Origin of the sequence: Chryseobacterium sp. 22532 (genome assembly GCF_052044665.1) — a bacterium.
GTDB classification, from domain to species: domain Bacteria; phylum Bacteroidota; class Bacteroidia; order Flavobacteriales; family Weeksellaceae; genus Chryseobacterium; species Chryseobacterium lathyri.
On the sequence record NZ_JBQENJ010000003.1, the window covers coordinates 389,441 to 407,892 of the forward strand.

Annotated in this window: 15 protein-coding genes; 5 read left to right on the forward strand and 10 right to left on the reverse strand. The window is 39.5% G+C overall.

Annotated features, from left to right (window positions below; genetic code table 11):
* Nucleotides 1-4: 4 nt before the first annotated feature.
* The 3 genes from ACTJIV_RS09590 to ACTJIV_RS09600 all read right to left on the reverse strand — a co-directional run bounded on the left by ACTJIV_RS09590 (nucleotide 5) and on the right by ACTJIV_RS09600 (nucleotide 1,367).
* On the reverse strand, nucleotides 5-448 hold the full coding sequence (locus ACTJIV_RS09590; protein ID WP_223558655.1) for a DUF417 family protein: 444 nt from the start codon (nucleotides 446-448) through the stop codon (nucleotides 5-7).
* A 79-nt stretch (nucleotides 449-527) separates the two neighbouring features.
* Nucleotides 528-800: a hypothetical protein gene (locus tag ACTJIV_RS09595; protein ID WP_223558654.1), complete on the reverse strand. Its 273-nt coding sequence runs from the start codon at nucleotides 798-800 to the stop codon at nucleotides 528-530.
* Nucleotides 801-812: 12 nt separating this feature from the next.
* A complete protein-coding gene (locus tag ACTJIV_RS09600; RefSeq protein WP_440627094.1) occupies nucleotides 813-1,367 on the reverse strand; it encodes a sigma-70 family RNA polymerase sigma factor in 555 nt (184 codons plus the stop codon).
* A gap of 306 nt (nucleotides 1,368-1,673) precedes the next feature.
* Between ACTJIV_RS09600 and alaS the strand changes: the two genes are divergently transcribed.
* The 4 genes from alaS to ACTJIV_RS09620 all read left to right on the forward strand — a co-directional run bounded on the left by alaS (nucleotide 1,674) and on the right by ACTJIV_RS09620 (nucleotide 8,597).
* The gene (gene alaS / locus ACTJIV_RS09605; RefSeq protein WP_440627096.1) at nucleotides 1,674-4,277 is read left to right on the forward strand and encodes an alanine--tRNA ligase; all 2,604 of its coding nucleotides are present in this window, start codon (nucleotides 1,674-1,676) and stop codon (nucleotides 4,275-4,277) included.
* Between the two features lie 159 nt (nucleotides 4,278-4,436).
* Nucleotides 4,437-6,851, forward strand: a complete 2,415-nt coding sequence (locus ACTJIV_RS09610; protein ID WP_440627098.1) for a hypothetical protein — start codon at nucleotides 4,437-4,439, stop codon at nucleotides 6,849-6,851.
* A gap of 30 nt (nucleotides 6,852-6,881) precedes the next feature.
* The gene (locus ACTJIV_RS09615; RefSeq protein WP_111956178.1) at nucleotides 6,882-7,118 is read left to right on the forward strand and encodes a hypothetical protein; all 237 of its coding nucleotides are present in this window, start codon (nucleotides 6,882-6,884) and stop codon (nucleotides 7,116-7,118) included.
* Between the two features lie 9 nt (nucleotides 7,119-7,127).
* Nucleotides 7,128-8,597 carry a M20/M25/M40 family metallo-hydrolase gene (locus tag ACTJIV_RS09620; RefSeq protein WP_440627100.1) on the forward strand — a complete coding sequence of 490 codons (1,470 nt, stop codon included), beginning with the start codon at nucleotides 7,128-7,130 and terminating at the stop codon, nucleotides 8,595-8,597.
* Nucleotides 8,598-9,091: 494 nt separating this feature from the next.
* Here the strand turns inward: ACTJIV_RS09620 and ilvA are convergent, their stop codons facing one another.
* From ilvA to folP, 7 genes are all read right to left on the reverse strand, one after another.
* Nucleotides 9,092-10,348: a threonine ammonia-lyase IlvA gene (ilvA, locus tag ACTJIV_RS09625; protein ID WP_440627559.1), complete on the reverse strand. Its 1,257-nt coding sequence runs from the start codon at nucleotides 10,346-10,348 to the stop codon at nucleotides 9,092-9,094.
* Between the two features lie 11 nt (nucleotides 10,349-10,359).
* Complete coding sequence (ilvC, locus tag ACTJIV_RS09630) at nucleotides 10,360-11,406, reverse strand: ketol-acid reductoisomerase (RefSeq protein WP_072922848.1); 1,047 nt, start codon at nucleotides 11,404-11,406, stop codon at nucleotides 10,360-10,362.
* Between the two features lie 47 nt (nucleotides 11,407-11,453).
* A complete protein-coding gene (locus ACTJIV_RS09635) occupies nucleotides 11,454-11,735 on the reverse strand; it encodes an ACT domain-containing protein (RefSeq protein ID WP_111956172.1) in 282 nt (93 codons plus the stop codon).
* Nucleotides 11,736-11,754: 19 nt separating this feature from the next.
* Nucleotides 11,755-13,482: a biosynthetic-type acetolactate synthase large subunit gene (gene ilvB / locus ACTJIV_RS09640; RefSeq protein WP_440627102.1), complete on the reverse strand. Its 1,728-nt coding sequence runs from the start codon at nucleotides 13,480-13,482 to the stop codon at nucleotides 11,755-11,757.
* A 7-nt stretch (nucleotides 13,483-13,489) separates the two neighbouring features.
* Nucleotides 13,490-15,172: a dihydroxy-acid dehydratase gene (gene ilvD, locus ACTJIV_RS09645; RefSeq protein ID WP_440627104.1), complete on the reverse strand. Its 1,683-nt coding sequence runs from the start codon at nucleotides 15,170-15,172 to the stop codon at nucleotides 13,490-13,492.
* 209 nt (nucleotides 15,173-15,381) lie between these two features.
* The gene (ilvE, locus tag ACTJIV_RS09650; RefSeq protein ID WP_440627106.1) at nucleotides 15,382-16,254 is read right to left on the reverse strand and encodes a branched-chain-amino-acid transaminase; all 873 of its coding nucleotides are present in this window, start codon (nucleotides 16,252-16,254) and stop codon (nucleotides 15,382-15,384) included.
* A 336-nt stretch (nucleotides 16,255-16,590) separates the two neighbouring features.
* Nucleotides 16,591-17,478: a dihydropteroate synthase gene (gene folP / locus ACTJIV_RS09655; RefSeq protein WP_440627108.1), complete on the reverse strand. Its 888-nt coding sequence runs from the start codon at nucleotides 17,476-17,478 to the stop codon at nucleotides 16,591-16,593.
* Between the two features lie 406 nt (nucleotides 17,479-17,884).
* Here folP and ACTJIV_RS09660 point away from each other — a divergent pair, with 406 nt between their 5' ends.
* Nucleotides 17,885-18,448 carry a DUF1599 domain-containing protein gene (locus ACTJIV_RS09660; protein ID WP_111956166.1) on the forward strand — a complete coding sequence of 188 codons (564 nt, stop codon included), beginning with the start codon at nucleotides 17,885-17,887 and terminating at the stop codon, nucleotides 18,446-18,448.
* The last annotated feature ends 4 nt before the right edge of the window (nucleotides 18,449-18,452 follow it).

An 18,452-nucleotide genomic window follows, 5' to 3' on the forward strand; every position in this document is an offset into this window, starting at 1 on the left:
GTATTCATTTTTTTTGAAATATCATTAATCCAAATCCTAAAAGCATTAGATCTTTCAGAATAAAAAAATCTGTGACAGGAACTCCATCCACTATTTTCCAGATTCCGGGAGTGGTAAACAGATAGCTCAGTGTTACAAGAAATGTCATAATCATCCCGCCTCCGGCATACTTTCTTAGAGATGCAAATTTCACACTAAATATCAGTAATAAAGCAATGATAATTTCTATCACTCCGATAGCATTTGACACCATCTGGATGCCTGCTATTTTATATACGAAAAAAGTAAGGAAATGGTTTTCGACCAGAGGTTTAATGGCAGCAGCTTCTGTGGGTGTGAATTTAAATACGCCAATCCAGAGTAAAATAAACGCGGCACCAAAAAGCGAAATATAATATCCTGTTTTGTACGTCGGCGATTCTACGTTAAGTTGTAATGTTCCGTTCATGTCTTTAAGATTTTGAATGATCCTTTATTATTGTCAAAAGTATAGTCGGAAACATTTCAAAATCCTGACAGCATTTCTTCTAAAGATTTAATTTTTCTAAAACTTTATTTTTAACACCCTGAATATCAGAATCATTAATTTCAGTATTTTCTTTTTGAGACAGTTTACGTTTTAAAATATCATCCAAAATTTTAAGTTTCTCTTCATAAGCTCTGCACCATTTACAGATCTTTATGTGCATGGAAAGCTGCCAGTCTTCCTTTTGGGAGATCGCTTTGGCATTCCTTTTTTCCATCAGCATTGTAGCTTTGCTGCATGGCAGGAACAGAATATGAATAAATTTTCTCAACATTTTATGATATGGTTATAAGTTGGCAAACCAGTTGACCTCAAGGCACTCCCTCAGCTGCATTCTGCTTCTCTGAAGAATCTTCCATAGATTGGTCGCAGAAATCTGCAATTCCTGACTCACTTCCGGTGCTTTTTTTTCCTGAAGATAATACATTTTCATCGGAATCTTCCATCTGGCGGGCAAATCCTCAATGCAATCTTCCAGCGTTTTATTGAAATCATTATTATCCAAAAGCTCCGGCTCTTTATCCGAAGCATTCCAGTCATTCAAAACACTGTCATTCTTCCAGGAACCTGTTTCATCAAAAAAATGATCCAGCCTGATCTCCGGTTCTGATTTATATTTTTTACGGTAAAAATCGGCAGCTTTTCTGTTTAAAATAGCCGTCAGCCAGGTTAGCGGCTGGCTTTTTTCTTCAAAAGAGTCATAAGACGAATAGGCCGCTAAAAACACATCCTGTACCAGATCTTCTGCTTCCACTTTATCTGAAAGCAGATAAGCTGCTCTTTTCAGAAGAGGCCCGGAATACTGTTCTACCCAGCTTTTCAGCACTTCATTTTTCGTCATTTTTTATTCTTTAATATCATAAAAACTCATTTTATCAATTGCGCAGAACATTATATATTGAACTTCGAAATCATAAAAATCTATCAAGGCTTTATTTAATATTAAAACGAATATAAAAAGTTAAATGATAATATACAAAGTTTTATTACGATCGTCATTGCAACTACAGGTAAAGCAATCTCAAAATATAAACACTTCCCGTCCTACACCATTCAAAACATAGCATAAAATTATTTACAAATCGCTTAAAAACATTAAATTTGCATCTTATCAAAAATTTGATAGTTTTAAAAGCAAAGCAATACTATGACATCACAAGAGATACGTCAAAAATTTTTAGATTATTTTAAAAGTAAAGACCACCTTATCGTTCCTTCAGCACCTATCGTTCTGAAAGACGACCCTACCCTTATGTTTTCCAATTCAGGAATGACACAGTTCAAAGATTTCTTCTTAGGCTACAAAACGCCTACGGCACCAAGAATTGCAGATACACAGAAATGCCTTAGAGTTTCCGGAAAGCATAATGACTTAGATGATGTGGGAAGAGATACATACCACCACACCATGTTTGAAATGTTGGGAAACTGGTCTTTTGGTGATTATTTCAAAAAAGATGCTATTGCTTTTGCCTGGGAACTATTGACTGAAGTATTCGGAATTCCAAAAGAAAATTTATACGTAACTATTTTCGAAGGAGATACTTCTGAGAATTTGGAAAGAGATCAGGATGCTTACAATTTCTGGAAATCACACATTTCGGAAGACAGAATTATCAATGGAAACAAAAAAGATAATTTTTGGGAAATGGGAGAAAGCGGACCGTGCGGACCGTGTTCAGAAATCCACGTTGACCTTAGAACTGAGGAAGAAAAAGCTAAAGTTTCAGGACTTGATCTGGTAAATAACGACCATCCTCAGGTAGTGGAAGTATGGAACCTGGTATTCATGGAATTCAACAGAAAGGCAGATAAAAGTTTGGAAAAACTTCCTCAGCAGCATGTGGATACAGGAATGGGCTTCGAGCGTCTGTGTATGGCACTTCAGGGCAAATCTTCAAATTATGATACCGACGTTTTCACTCCGCTTATTGCTAAAGTGGAAGAACTTTCAGGTAAAAAATATACGGGAATTTTAGAAGACGAAAAAGATATTGCAATCCGTGTTGTGGTAGACCACATCAGAGCGGTTGCTTTTGCAATTGCTGACGGACAGCTTCCTTCCAATGGAGGTGCAGGGTATGTAATCCGAAGAATTTTAAGAAGAGCAATTTCTTATTCTTACCGATTCCTAGGAGTGAAAGAACCTTTCCTTTACAAACTTGTTGCTGTACTTCAAGAGCAAATGGGACCTTTCTTCCCTGAGATCGAAAAGCAGGGGAAACTGGTTTCCGAGGTGATCAAAAGTGAGGAAGATTCATTCTTAAAAACTATTGAAAACGGACTGATCAGAGTTGAAAAGTTGATTCAGCAGACTATTGCAGATAATTCAAAAGTATTACCAAGCGAAGAAGTTTTTGAATTATATGATACGTACGGGTTCCCGGATGATTTAACGAGAATTATTGCAGAAGAAAAAGGACTTACCATTGATGAAGCGGGATTCAAAGTTGAAATGGAAAAGCAAAAACTCCGTTCCAAAGCTGATTCTGCTCAGAAAGTGTATGACTGGGTAACTTTAGAAACAAAACCTGAAAACTTTGTAGGATATGATCAGATCGAGTCTGAAACCTATATTACCCGATACAGAAAAGTAGAAAACAAAGACGGAGAATTTTATCAGGTAGTACTGAGCAGTTCTCCATTCTATCCAGAAGGCGGTGGCCAGGTGGGAGACAAAGGTATTCTGGAAAATGCCGTTGAAAGCTTTGAAGTTTTAGAAACCAAAAAAGAAAACGGACTGATCATTTCCCTGATCAATGGTCTTCCGAAAGATGCCGGGGCCGTTTTCTACGCTAAAGTTAATGCGACCGACAGAAAAAATTCTCAAGCGAATCACTCGGTAACTCACCTTTTACATGAGGCATTAAGAGAGGTTTTAGGAACACATGTAGAGCAGAAAGGTTCTTACGTAGGTCCTGATTATCTTCGTTTCGACTTCTCTCATTTCAATAAAATGACGGAAGAAGAACTGGCATTGGTAGAAGAAAAAGTAAACCACAAGATCAAAGAAAGCATTGCTTTACAGGAGTTCAGAAGCATTCCTATTCAGGAGGCTTTGGATAAAGGAGCTATGGCTTTATTCGGTGAAAAATACGGTGACAATGTGAGAATGATCCAGTTTGGAAGCTCTAAGGAGCTCTGCGGAGGAACTCACGTAAAAAATACAATCGAAATCGGTCATTTCAAAATTACTTCTGAAGGTTCTGCTGCTGCAGGGATCAGAAGAATTGAAGCCATTTCAGGAGATAAATCTGAGGAATATTTTAAAAATCTGGAAAATCAGATTCATGAGCTTTCTCAACTATTGAAGTCTAAAGATGTTGTAAGATCTATCGAAAAACTGATTGAAGAAAATACATCTTTAAAATCTGAAGTGGAAGCCCTTAAAAAGGAAAAAGCAAAAGGTGAGATCGGTGAATGGAAAAATGCTTACGAGCAGAAAGGCAACAAGCAGCTGTTGGTGAAGAAAACTTCCCTGGATGCAGGTTCTGTGAAAGACATTGTATTCCAGCTGAAGAGAGAAATCCCATCTTCGGTAACGATTATTCTTTCCGATGCAGACGGAAAACCAATGATCACCGTTGGAGTTTCTGATGATCTGGCAGCAGATTATCAGGCAGGAGCTATCGTAAAAGACCTGGCAAAAGAGATCCAGGGCGGCGGAGGCGGAAATCCGGGCTTTGCAACAGCGGGAGGCAAAAACCTTGACGGCCTGGAAAATGCTTACCAAAAAGCTTTGAATATTTAGGAATAATCCTTTTATCATAAAACATCAAAACTCCTGAAAATATCAGGAGTTTTTTTTCTCTATTTTTTCTATCTGAACCTTAGATGAAATCAATGTATTAACAAATCATAAAAACTTTCCCAACACAAGAAATATTACTACTTTTGACCTAATTCTTGCATGAAAAGGTTTTTAGTTTTATTGTTTTTGATGATCAGCTTCTTTGGTTTTACCCAATCAAGGATTAAGGTCATTGATGAAACCGACCAGAAACCAATATCCAACGCCAAAATATCCTGTGATGGCAAGGTCTTAGGCTTTACAGATATCCAGGGCATCCTGGAATTTAAGTCGTCCTGCAGTACTCTTGAAATCCAGGCAGAAAAATATCAAAACGAGACGGCGTCTGTTGAGGCAGACATGGAAGTTTTGATGATGAAAAAAATATCAAAAACAACAGATATTGAAACTGTAATCATTGAAGACCGAAGTGATCCCCGGGCTTTGGAAATCCTTAAAAAGGTGAACAGGCTGTTCAGGGAGAATTCGCCAAAAAGTTTAGGCTCGTATTCTTTTAAATCTTACGAAAAAATATCTCTGGATATCGACCAGGACAGTATTTCGCAGTTTAATCAGTTTTTTAATGACACTCAGTTTTTCAAAAAAAAGAGGGAAAAAGATTCATTAAATAATATCTCCGCCAAACAGATCTTTTCAAAAAGCAAACTCTTTCTGTGGGAAAGAGCGCAGGAATTTTTATATTCCAAACAATATGGTGAAAAGATTAATGTCCTGGACAACCGGATTTCCGGTCTGAAGCAGCCGATCTATGAAATGATCGCCATTCAGCAAAGCAACAGAGATAAAATCCCCAACCAGATCAAGCAGGAAAACAGAGGGCTTTACCGGTTTTTTCTTTCGGATACCATTGAAGTGAACGGAAGAAAAACTTTCGTGATCCGTTTTCGTGAGGTGAACTATAAAAAACCAGATAAAAGGAGAAAATACAACGGTGCGATCTATATAGATACCGAAACCTACGGCATCGAGAAGATCGAAAATTTTAGCAAAAACAAGAACGACGGTATTATTACGAGTACCTGGATTTTTTATAATAACAAATGGTTCCTGGCTCAGGAAAAAGTAAAACTGAGAATGAGCAGGGTGGCCATGGAAGAGGAAGGCAAAGGAAAGACCGAAGAGCACCATGGGAAAAAGGATAGAACCAGTTTTGGGACGTATGCTTTTCTCACTTCTACCTATTTTGACTTCAAGTCGCCAATTGAGGAAAACCAGAATGATTTTAAAGGCTATACATTTTCGGTAAAAAATGCAGACGGACACCTTTTGGATCAATACAGAACCGATCCACTGACGGAAAGGGAAAGAAATACATATACTACGATAGACAGTCTGGGTAAAAAATACAATATCGATAGTAAAGCAAAAATCCTGACCGGGCTTATCAATGGGCAGATCCGGATGGGAATTGTAGATTTCGCAGTAGATGAAATTGTAAACTACAACCTGTATGAAGGCTTCAGATTAGGTTTGAAGGCAAAGATTAACGAAACTTTTAATCCTTATTTTTCACCGGATTATTATTTCGCGTACGGCTTCAAAGATGATAAATGGAAATATGGGATCGGTCTTGATATAAAGACCTCTCTGGATAAAAATTCATTTTTCAGAGCTGAATATTATAATGATGTGACGGCATCGGGAGAATTCTACAGACGACTGTGGAATTTCAAGATGAGAACAATGAATTACGGAAATAACATCAACAATGATAAATACTACCATTACAGAGGTGCTTCCCTATCCTATCTGAACGATGTTACGAACGGACTTACACTGGTTTTCGCAGCCAAAAGAAATGTTGAAGAAGCTAAATTTGATTATGAATTCCGGGGGAAAGGTGGTGAGTTTGATAATTTCAATACCTTGTTTACCTTAAAATATTCACCGAATTCTACGAATATCATGACTCCTCAGGGAAAATCCATCATCGATCAGAAATACCCCGAGCTGTATTTCAACTATGAGCAGAGTTACAAAGTTCTGGGAGGAGATTTCAATTACACGCGTTTTGATGCCCTGTTTGTGCACAATTTTAAAACGATGTTCGGAACTACCGGATTCAGGTTGTATGGCGGAATGGTATTGGGTGAAGCGCCTATCTGGAAACATTTTACAATGAATGGGCTGGCCTCTCCAAGAAAGGATTTTAATTTCAACTTTACGTCTTACCTGGGTTTTGCAACGCTGGAGGGCGGAAAGTATTACAATGATAAATTCGTTGCCTATTATTTCACCCACAAACTTCCTTTGTATTTTAAAAGTTTCGGACAGAATATTTCGAGCTTTGATTTTGTACTGAGAGGAACAATCGGAGATATGAAGCATCCGGAATATCATGAGTTCAAATTCAGAAAACTGGATCATCTGTATCAGGAAGTGGGTCTGGAATGGAATAATTTCTTATCAAGTTATTTTAATTTAGGACTATTCTACAGAGTTGGATATTACACCACTCCCAATTTCAAGCAGAATTTTGCCATCCAGTTCAAACTGAAACTATTAGAATTTTAAATAATATTTATAAATACATAAAAACAAAAAATGCAGCGAATAGAAATAAAAGCGGAACAGTTTTTTGAATTATTAAAACTAAAAGACACTTCAATGTGGGAGATTTTCTCGCAGATGATCGATGGTAATGAAAAGGAAATTATATTTCTTAACAATGAAGATAAAGTCCTTTTTAATTATATCCTCCCTGCAGAACAGGAAAAACTTGAGGAAGACAGAAAAGAATTTTCAAAACAGTTCTCAGATAAATTGGCTAACTTCAATTAAAAATTTTAAATGAATAAAAGCTACATATTCTCTCTATTGAGTATTTTCCTTTTCAGCTTTGGGACTGCTCAGAATTATAAAAAGCCTTTAGTTTCTGCCATCAAAGAAGCCGATTTAAGGAAAGACATGTATGAGCTGGCTGCAGATCAGTTCTGGGGACGTGAAGCAGGAACTTTAGATGAATTAAAAGTTTCGATGTGGCTTGCTGACAAAGCCAAAGAAGCCGGAATGAAACCCGCCGGTGACAATGGTACATTTTTCCAGTTTTTTGATATGTATAGGCATCAGGTGACCCCTCAAAGTAGTTTGAAAATTGGAAACAGCAGCCTTAAGCTCTGGAAAGATTTTCTTGTTGCAGAACCCGTCAATGCAGCGATTGAGACTGAAATTGTGTACGCAGGAAATACAGAGCCTGAAGGGCTTTCCAAATTAAACATCAAAGGAAAAGTTCTTGCAGTGAATGCCTCCGATAAAAACATCAACAAGGAAATGACTCTTTTTGTAAGAAGATATCCCGGTTTTGTAAGAACAAAATATTACAATAAAGCTCTTGAACTGGGTGCAAAAGCCGTGATTTTCATCACCGATGATATTTCTGAAAAAAGCTGGGTTGAAGTTCTTCCTCAAATGACAAGAGGAACCTACGGCGTGGAAGGTCTGAGAGAGAAAATAACGGATAATATTCCTGTTGTATGGATCAAGAGAGAAAATGCAGACTGGGTAAAAAACAATCCTAAAATTGCGCTGAACCTCATCACAGAAACCTACAAATATCCTTCTGTAAACATCATCGGAAAAATTGAAGGCACAGATCCTGCCCTTAAAGAAGAATACGTTTTGCTGAGCGGTCACCAGGATCATGACGGAATCAGACATCCTGTGAAAAATGACACCATCTACAACGGTGCCGACGATAATGCCAGTACATGCGTTGCCATGCTAGCCATGGCCAGAGCTTACAAGAAACAGCCCGGAAAAAGAAGCATTTTGTTTGTTTTCCATGGAGCGGAAGAAAGAGGATTGCTGGGTTCCAGATGGCATGCTGCTCATCCGGTCGTTCCGAAAGAAAAAATCGTAGCCGTTCTGAACGGTGATATGATCGGCAGAAATGATAATAATGAAGCCGCTCTTCTGGGAGGAAATGCCCCGCATAAAAACTCTGAGGAACTGGTAAGAATGGCAGAAGACGCCAATAATGAAAGTACAAAATTCAAATACCTGAAAGACTGGGATTCTCCAAATCACGCTGAATATTTCTACTTTAGAAGCGATCACTTACCATATGCAAAAATTGGAATTCCAGCCGTATTTTTCACCAGCGTACTGCATGACCAGTACCATACCCCTCAGGATGAATCTGAAAATATCAATTACAAAAAGTTGTATAAAATGACGGAATGGATGTACAGGACATCCTGGAAAGTAGCCAATGAGGCTGAACGTCCAAAAGTGATTTCTAATTTTACGCTTGAGAGATAAATAAAAGTTTCGGGGGGCCCCCCAGCCCCCCCAACCCCCTTTTTCTTTTCTTGCGAGGAGCGCAGCGACGAAGCAATCTCTTTATTCTTTATTTTTCAGATTGCTTTACCATTGCTTACATTCTGCCAGATATTCTACATTATTCTTTTGTCTTGAAACAAAAGAATCAAAAATTCAAGTCCTGGAAACTTCCGCTAAAAATAAATCCTGTTCTCTAAAAATTCTAAAACTTGCGCGGATGTATTATTTCTGCTTCGTTTTCAGTCACAGTCCCGCGCTTCGGACAGTAGAATTTTCTTAACGTTCACAGCATTTATTTTCTTAACGCTTCATTTTCCGAAGCCGGATTATAGTGGCTAAAGCAATATTCAGCAAACATTATAACAAATCAACAATATTAAATTTTATCACAGATAAAATCCTTGCGCCTTAACAACGCATTCTATGAAAAAAATAGCGTCTTTGCGATAAACCAACACCATACATACACCATTTTAAATAAGCAGATTCATCAAAGACGGATCATTATTCAGATAATTGACAAAAAAGTCATATTTCTTCATGTTATCGAGCAGCGGAGTAAAATCTTCACTATCTTTTAATCCAATTCCTAAAACAGCAATTCCTTTCTCCTTTGAGTTCTTTTGCGTGTATTCAAAAAAAGTAATGTCATCATTCGGCCCCAAAACATTCATCACAAAAGTTTTCAAAGCTCCCGGACGCTGTGCAAATCTAACGAGAAAATAATGCTTTAACCCTGCGTGGAGAAGAGCTTTTTCTTTGATCTCTTCCATCCGGGTAATATCATTATTGCTGCCACTGATGATACAGACCACATTTTTTCCTCTGATCTGATCCTTATATTTTCCCAGTGCAGCCACAGAAAGAGCCCCGGCAGGTTCCACGACCACAGCATCTTTATTGTAGAGGGAAAGAATAGTTTCGCACACCATTCCTTCATCCACTAAAGCCATATCGTGCAGCACATTTTTACAGAGTTCGAAATTAAGATCTCCTACTTTCTGTACAGCCGCTCCATCTACAAAACGGCTTATTTTTTCAAGAAGCACCGGTTGACCTTTTTCCAGTGCCTTTTTCATGCTTGCCGCTGCAGAAGGCTCCACTCCTATAATCTTCGTATGTGGAGACAATTCTCTGAATACAGAACAAACGCCTGCAGCCAAACCACCGCCTCCAACTGGAAGAAAAAGATAATCAATGGACTCATCCGACTGCTCAAGAATCTCCAGCGCTGCCGTAGCCTGGCCATTAATAATATCCTGATCATCAAACGGGTGAATAAATATCCCTTGGTTCTCTTTACAGAACTTCAATGCGGCATCCTTAGCTTCATCGAAAGTATCCCCGTAAAGCACAATATCTATATCATCTCCTCCAAACATTTTCACCTGTTCCAGCTTTTGTCCCGGCGTGGGCAAAGGCATGAAAATAGTTCCTTTCACCTTCATCGTACTGCATGCAAAAGCGACCCCCTGAGCATGGTTTCCCGCACTGGCACAAACCACCCCTTTTGCAAGATCTTCAGAAGACATCACCGCCATTTTATTGTAAGCTCCCCTGATTTTGTAGGATCTTACCTGCTGCAGATCTTCTCTTTTAAAGCTTATCTTCGCGTCATAAATGCCGGAAAGGTTATTATTAATAGCCAGAGGTGTTCTTACCACTACATTTCTGAGTCTTTTTGCTGCTTTATAGACATTGTCCAAAACAGAAGGATATGTTTCTTCCATTATTTTCGTGATTAATTGTTCTCTGGTCTGAGACTGCGGACCGTCTTCCCTGCTCTCCACATTTCGCTTTCTCTAAGCTCAGTCAGTTCTACTTCCAGTTTTTCCCTGTAATCGTGTTTGCTGTTGCTGTCGATGGAACGCTGGGCTTCATCTCCTTTGGCAACACTTTCATACAATTCTTCAAATAATGGGGAAGTAGCATCTCTGAAACGTTTCCACCAGTCCAATGCTCCCCTTTGTGCTGTGGTGCTGCAGTTCGCATACATCCAATCCATACCGTTTTCTGCAACCAATGGCATTAATGATTGTGTAAGTTCTTCAACTGTTTCGTTAAATGCTTCGGAAGGACTGTGCCCATTTTTCCTCAACACATCGTATTGGGCGGCAAATATTCCCTGTACGGCACCCATTAATGTTCCTCTTTCTCCTGCAAGGTCACTGAACACCTCCTTTTTAAAATCTGTTTCAAATAAATACCCGCTTCCGATAGCTATTCCCAATGCAGTCACTCTTTCTCTTGCTTTTCCGGTGGCATCCTGGTATACAGCAAAACTACTGTTCAATCCACGATCCTGCAGGAACATTCTTCTTAGTGATGTTCCGGATCCTTTAGGGGCAACCAGAAACACATCAACCTCAGCCGGCGGAATAATTCCTGTTCTTTCATTAAAGGTAATTCCGAAACCGTGAGAAAAATACAGTGCTTTTCCGGGAGTAAGATGCTGTTTTACTTTCGGCCAGTATTCGATCTGGGCCGCATCACTCAAGAGATAGCAAATAATCGTTCCTTTTTGCAGAGCTTCTTCTATTTCGAATAAGGTTTCTCCGGGTACAAATCCATCTGCTACAGCCTTATCCCATGATTTTGAGTTTTTTCTCTGGCCCACAATCACATTGATCCCGTTGTCTTTCTGGTTCAGTGCCTGTCCCGGCCCCTGTACGCCATAGCCGATCACCGCTACGATCTCATCTTTTAATACTTCCTGAGCTTTATCTAATGGAAATTCCTCTCTTGTTACTACATTTTCTTCTACTCCGCCAAAATTCAATTTTGCCATTTTTTAAATTTTTATATGTTGTTAATGATATTTGATTGTTGCTTTATTCAGCTTGCGTGTGCAGCTGCGGTCAGGTATGGATTTTTATGGTAATGAACCTCAAGAACATCTACCTGTTTTTCCATCTGCCGGGTAATCTTCTGTACAGATTCTTCAGTTTCCCTGATAACGATGACAAACTTTTTTACTTTTTCAATATCGGAAGGCCCTGCATTAAAATTCACAATAGAGATTCTTCTCCTTGAAAAAATAGCATTGATCCTGCCGATCAGCCCCAGATAATCTTCTGTGTAGGCTGTTATGGTGTATTCCTTGTTTTCTGAATTCATCTTTTTCCTATTTAAATTGTTATGTCTTATTGTTGGTCAATACGATCTCTGATACGCTTTTTCCCTGAGGAATCATTGGAAAAACATTATGTTCTTTCCCGGTCATGACTTCAAGCAGAAAGGCTCCTTTATGACGAAGCATTTCACTGAGTCCTGCTTCCAGTTCTTCTCTCTCCGTCACTTTTCTTCCCGGGATCTTATATCCTTTGGCTACCTGTACAAAATCCGGACTCTGAATATCTACCGAGGAATATCTTTCCTCGTGAAAAAGCTCCTGCCACTGTCTTACCATTCCCAGATAGCAGTTATTAAGAATCAAGATCTTAATATCAGGCTGATACTGCATCAGTGTTCCCAATTCCTGGATATTCATTTGTGCACCACCATCTCCCATCACGGCAATAACATGACGGTTGGTGACTCCGTAAGCGGCTCCTATTGCAGCTGGAAGACAGAATCCCATGGTTCCCAATCCTCCGCTGGTAATATTGCTTCTGGAATGTTTAAAGCTTGAATATCTGCAGGTAGCCATCTGGTGCTGCCCCACGTCCGTAACAATCACGGCTTCTCCTTTAGTCATTTCGTTTAGGTGACGAACAACTTCTCCCATTGTAATTTCTCCTTCGGAAGGATACAATTCGTGGCTGATCAGCTGATGATGTTCAATTTCATAGCAGTCTTTAAACTTTTGATGCCAGTCCGTATGCGCTCCCGGTTCTATCAGCTGTGTTAAAAGTGGTAAGGTTTCTTTGCAGTTTCCGAGAACGGGAACCTCAACTTTTACATTTTTATTGATTTCTGCTTTGTCAATATCCAGATGGATGATTTTCGCCTGTTTCGCATATTGATCCAGTCTTCCGGTCACACGGTCATCAAAGCGCATTCCTACAGCAATCAATACATCACATTCATTGGTAAGGATATTGGGACCATAGTTTCCATGCATTCCTACCATTCCTACAGACTGTGGATGGTCCGTTGGGATCGCACTCATTCCTAAGACCGTCCATGCTACCGGAATTCCTGATTTCTCAGCAAACTGTAAAAACTCACTCTCTGCTTTTCCCAGCATAATCCCCTGTCCGGCAATGATGAATGGTTTTTCTGCATTATTAATGAGAAAAGAAGCTTTTTCAATAGCATCCATATGGGGAACCGGATCGGGTCTGTAACTTCTCAAAGAATCACAAGGTGTGTAACCTCTGTTGAACACCTTTTGCAACTGGGCATTTTTCGTTACATCAATTAATACCGGGCCGGGTCTTCCTGATCTTGCAATGTAGAACGCTTTCGCCAATACTTCCGGAAGTTCATCGGCATCGGTTACCTGATAATTCCACTTGGTAACGGGGCTCGTGACATTCATGACATCAATTTCCTGAAACGCATCGGTTCCCAGAAGATGATCAAAAACCTGTCCCGTAATGCATACAATAGGTGTATTATCCAACAGGGCATCAGCTAATCCTGTCACCAAATTGGTTGCTCCCGGACCACTTGTCGCTAATACCACTCCCACTTCTCCGGATACTCTGGCAAGCCCCTGCGCTGCATGGACTGCTCCCTGCTCATGGCGGACCAGAATATGCTCAAGCTGATCTTTATAGTCGTAAAGTGCGTCATAGATTGGGATAATGGCTCCGCCCGGATATCCGAATATTGTTTTTACCCCTTCCTGAAGAAATGCTTCAAGGATGATCCGGCTGCCGCTGATTTCTGTTTCTGTGGATACATTTAGATTCTTCATTGTTTTTTTATTGAGTGATTTCATCTGTTACACAGCCTTCTGCGGCCGATGACACGGTAAGTGCATATTTGTACAGCAATCCTTTTTTTACTTTAAGTTCAGGTTTTTGCCATCCTTTCTTTCGGTGCTCAATTTCTTCTTCGGAAACCTGGAGCTGTATGGTATTGTTGACGGCATCGATTTCAATAAGATCGTTATCTTTCACAAAAGCAATCAGACCGCCTTCATAGGCTTCAGGAGTAATATGTCCCACCACAAATCCATGAGTACCACCGCTGAATCTTCCGTCGGTAATCAGAGCAACACTTCCACCCAAGCCCGCTCCAATAAGAGCGCTGGTAGGTTTCAGCATTTCCGGCATTCCCGGTGCTCCTTTTGGACCTTCATGACGGATGACAATGACATCTCCGTGCTGAACTCTTCCGTTTTCAATTCCTTTGATCAGATCTTTTTCGCCATCGAATACTCTTGCCTTTCCTGAAAATTTTTCACCTTCTTTTCCGGTGATCTTGGCTACACTTCCTTTTTCAGCAAGGTTCCCGTACAGTATTCTCAAGTGTCCTGTTTCTTTGATTGGATTTGATAAGGGTCTGATGATCTTCTGCTTTGTAAAATCAAGGCTTGGAACATTCTCAAGATTTTCAGCGATGGTTTTTCCGGTAACCGTTAAACAGTCACCATGCAGTAAACCTTCTTCCAATAAATACTTCATGACAGCGGGTGTTCCTCCATGATTATGAAGATCCTGCATCAAATATTTTCCGCTTGGTTTAAGATCTGCCAATACCGGTGTGATGTCGCTCATTTTCTGGAAATCATCCTGAGTAACAGAAACGCCTACGCTTTTTGCCATTGCTATAAAATGCAGAACCGCATTAGTACTGCCTCCAAGAATGATGATCAGACGAAGCGCATTTTCGAAGGCCTTACGGGTCATGATATCAGATGGTTTGATATCTTTTTCCAGTAATATTTTAATATATTTTCCTGCTTCAAGACACTCATTCTGTTTTTCTTCACTTAGTGCGGGATTGGAAGATGAGTACGGAAGGCTCATTCCTAAAGCTTCTATGGCTGATGACATGGTATTGGCTGTATACATTCCTCCGCATGCGCCTGCTCCCGGACAGGAATTTTTAATCACTCCGTTGAAATCTTCTTCTGAAATTTCTCCGGCAATTTTTTTTCCTAAAGCTTCAAAGGCCGAAACGATATTAAGCGGTTCGTTCTTATAGCACCCAGGAGCTATTGTTCCTCCATAGACCATGATGGATGGTCTGTTCAGCCTTCCCATGGCGATAATGGTTCCCGGCATATTCTTGTCACAACCAGGTAATGCGATAATTCCGTCATAATACTGTGCTCCACAGATGGCTTCGATGCTGTCTGCGATCACGTCGCGGCTGACCAGTGAATACCGCATTCCGTCTGTGCCATTACTCATCCCGTCGCTTACGCCTATGGTATTGAATATTAATCCCGCAAGACCATGGTTCCAGGTTCCTTTTTTTACCACTTTAGCAAGATCATTGAGGTGCATATTGCAGGTATTCCCATCATATCCCATACTGGCAATACCGATCTGGGCCTTGTGCATATCTTCTTCTGTAAAGCCTATTCCGTAAAGCATTGCTTTTGCGGCGGGCTGTTCGCTGTTTTGTGTGAATGTTTTTGAATATTTATTTAACATATTATCCTGCATTTGCTGTTCTTATCCTCTCTGTGTGTATCAATAATTTCATTTTTTTGGAATTCATCACTGAAGCTTTTACTTAATTTTGGTCCAAAACTACAGCTTGTAATCTCTTTTTTATTTTCACTTTTAGGAAAACTACAATATTCAATTGTCTGAAAAATAGATACATTTATCTGATTATCAATAATTTAAATTCCTTAAATTTACAATGACAGAACTCTTACCAGTTTCTGATAGGCCTGCTGTACTTTTCCACTTGCTGTATCCTCCCAGTTTTTGGTAAAAGGAACATCATCCAAAGAATCCAGCGCTACAATTTCAGCTGCTGTACCACAAAAGAAAGCGGCATCAGCTCCTCTCATGTCTTCAGGTTTAAAGAAGGTTTCTTTAACGGGAATATTCAATTCACTGCATATTTCAAACACGGTCTGCCTTGTGATGCCCGGCAGTATGCTCCCTTTTGCGGGCGTAAATAATGTTCCGTCTTTTTCGTAGAATATATTGGCTCCCGAGCTTTCAGCGACATTTCCGTTTTCATCAAGCAAAAGAGCTTCGTCATAACCTCTGTCTTTGGCATCCTGACAGGCGAGAATAGAATTGACGTAGTGGCCACCTACTTTGGCTTCCACTTTAAAGGCCTTAGGATTTGGACGTTGAAAACCTGAGGTCATGATTTTCATTTTGTCTGCGAGATAGCCGTTGCTCCATTCCCAGGCAAGCAGAGAGAGGTAGGATTTTTTTCCTTTTGAAAGGGACATATTCGGCGAACAGGTTACCAGTGGGCGGATATAAGCATCGCTGAACCCGTTACGTTCCAAAAGCTCATAAGTGAGATCTGTAAGCTCACTGACTGAATAATCAAACGGGATGTACATCAGTTCTGCTGATTTTTTCAGCCTTTCATAATGTTCTTCTGCTTTAAAAATTCTGGTTCCGTGATCTGTATTGTAGGATTTTATACCTTCGAAAACGGAATAACCATAATGAAGTGACTGTCCGTAAAGATCCATTCCGGCCTCTCCGGCCTTGAGGAAGTTTCCATCAAAATACACGATAGTTTTGTCGTTGTAATACATTGTATAGGGTTTAAAAATTAACAAATGGATATAAAAAAAGCCCTCTCACGATGTGAGAGGGCTCAAATATGTACAGTCATACTCTATCCTTCTCACCAACGCAAGGGAATAATAATGACGATAATAATTACTGTTAATAACTGATACATAAATTCTGAAATAAAAAAAGCCGCTTCAATATGAAACGGCTTATATAATTTTAATTAAAATATTTACAATGCCGCTTCTGTACTGTTGTTAATCACAACAATAATGCTAGAAATGACAATAATATTTTTCTGATTTGTAAAATTCATACTGCAAATGTATTCATTTTTTAATATTGAGCAAGCTTTTTTAATACTTTTTATTTTTTTCGCAAAATTGTTTGATGGTTACTGCGGTTTCAGCCACATCATGTACTCTCAGGATTTTAGCTCCCTGTTCCAAAACTGTCCTATGAAGTTTCTGCGTTTCCTCATTAATGTCCAAAGGAGTTTTCCCAAGCGGCTTATAGATAAATGATTTTCTGGAAATTCCGATAAGTAAAGGGAATCGCTCAAAACCCAAATACTCAGTTTCATTGATCATTTTCATCTGATCTTCCACCGTTTTTCCGAAACCAAAACCGGGATCAAGGATGATATCTTTTACTCCTTTTTCGAGAAGTTCAGTACTCTTTTTAGAAAAATAACGATTGACTTCCAGTGTAATATCTTCAAATTTCACTTTGTCATGCATCGTCTCATAAGATGGGTTCACATGCATCAGGATGTAGGGAAGTTTTGTTTCACCCGCAACTTCAAACATGGTATTATCAAACTGCCCGCCTGAAATATCATTGATCATGTCAATTCCTTCATTAAACCCAAATTTCACGGTTTCAGCATAGAACGTATCCAGCGATATCAATGCTTCCGGAAATTCTTTTTTGATTTGGGAAATTATGTTTCCGATCCTGGCTATTTCTTCTTTACTGCTTAGAAATTCAGCATTCGGACGTGTGGATTGCGGTCCGATGTCGATGAATTCTGCCCCGTCTTTCAAAAGTGTCTCTGCATGCTCCAACGCTGATTTTTCACTGTTAAATTTCCCCCCGTCTGAAAAGGAATCCGGGGTAAGATTGAGGATACCCATAATCTTTGGGATGTCAAGTTCTACCAGTCTTCCATTGCAGTTAATAGAGTGGAAAGGTTTGAGAGTCGGAGCGTTTGAGGGTCGGAGGGTTTCGGAGTTTGAAAGCATGTCTTATTGATGATTGATACGTGATGATATCCTGCAAAATTAAGACTTATTGTGGAATGTTGCTATTTGTCAGTTGCTAGTTACTGGTTGTCAGTTGCTGGTTGCTGGTTTGTTCTTGGTTGATAAGGGCTTGTGCGGAAACGAATACTCTTTTAGATAGAAATTAAATTTAGAATCTCTTCCTTTCAAAATTTCCTGACAAGAACCAGCAACTGACAACCAGTAACCAACTTTCTTACTCTCAAACCCTCTCACCCCGAATCCTACAACTCTAAAACCCACTCACCCTCCAACTCTCCCCACTCTAAAACTCTCTAACCCAAAAAACCCAAACTCTGACAAAAATCAATCCCCGATTCCTGCTACCTAAAACCGAATTCGTATATTTGGGAGATTAAGAGAATTTATGTCAAAAACATCAGTACAGTTCGGGAAAGTGATCAGTCAGTGTCGTGATCTTTTCAGTAAAAAATTGCAGGATTACGGGGCAGCATGGAGGGTTTTGAGACCCAGCTCTATTACGGATCAGATTTACATCAAAGTGAACAGGGTGCGTACGCTGCAGATGACGGATAAAAAAATGGTGGATGAAAGTGAAGAGGATGAATTCATCGCGATCGTTAACTATTCTATTATCGGGCTTATTCAACTTGAAAAAGGACTTTCGAATGATTTTAATGAAAATAAGGAAGAGGTTTTAAGTCTTTACGACAAATATGCGAATGATGCTCAGGCTTTAATGGAAAAAAAGAATCATGATTATGGTGAAGCTTGGAGAGATATGCGAATTTCTTCCATCACTGATCTTATTTACCAAAAAGTACTGAGAACAAAGCAGATTGAGGATAACCAGGGGAAAACTATTGTTTCTGAAGGGCTGGATGCGAACTATTTCGACATGCTGAATTACGCTGTTTTCTGCCTGATCAAGTTCTCTGAAAAAGAAAATAGTTCCGAAACTCAAAAATAAAATA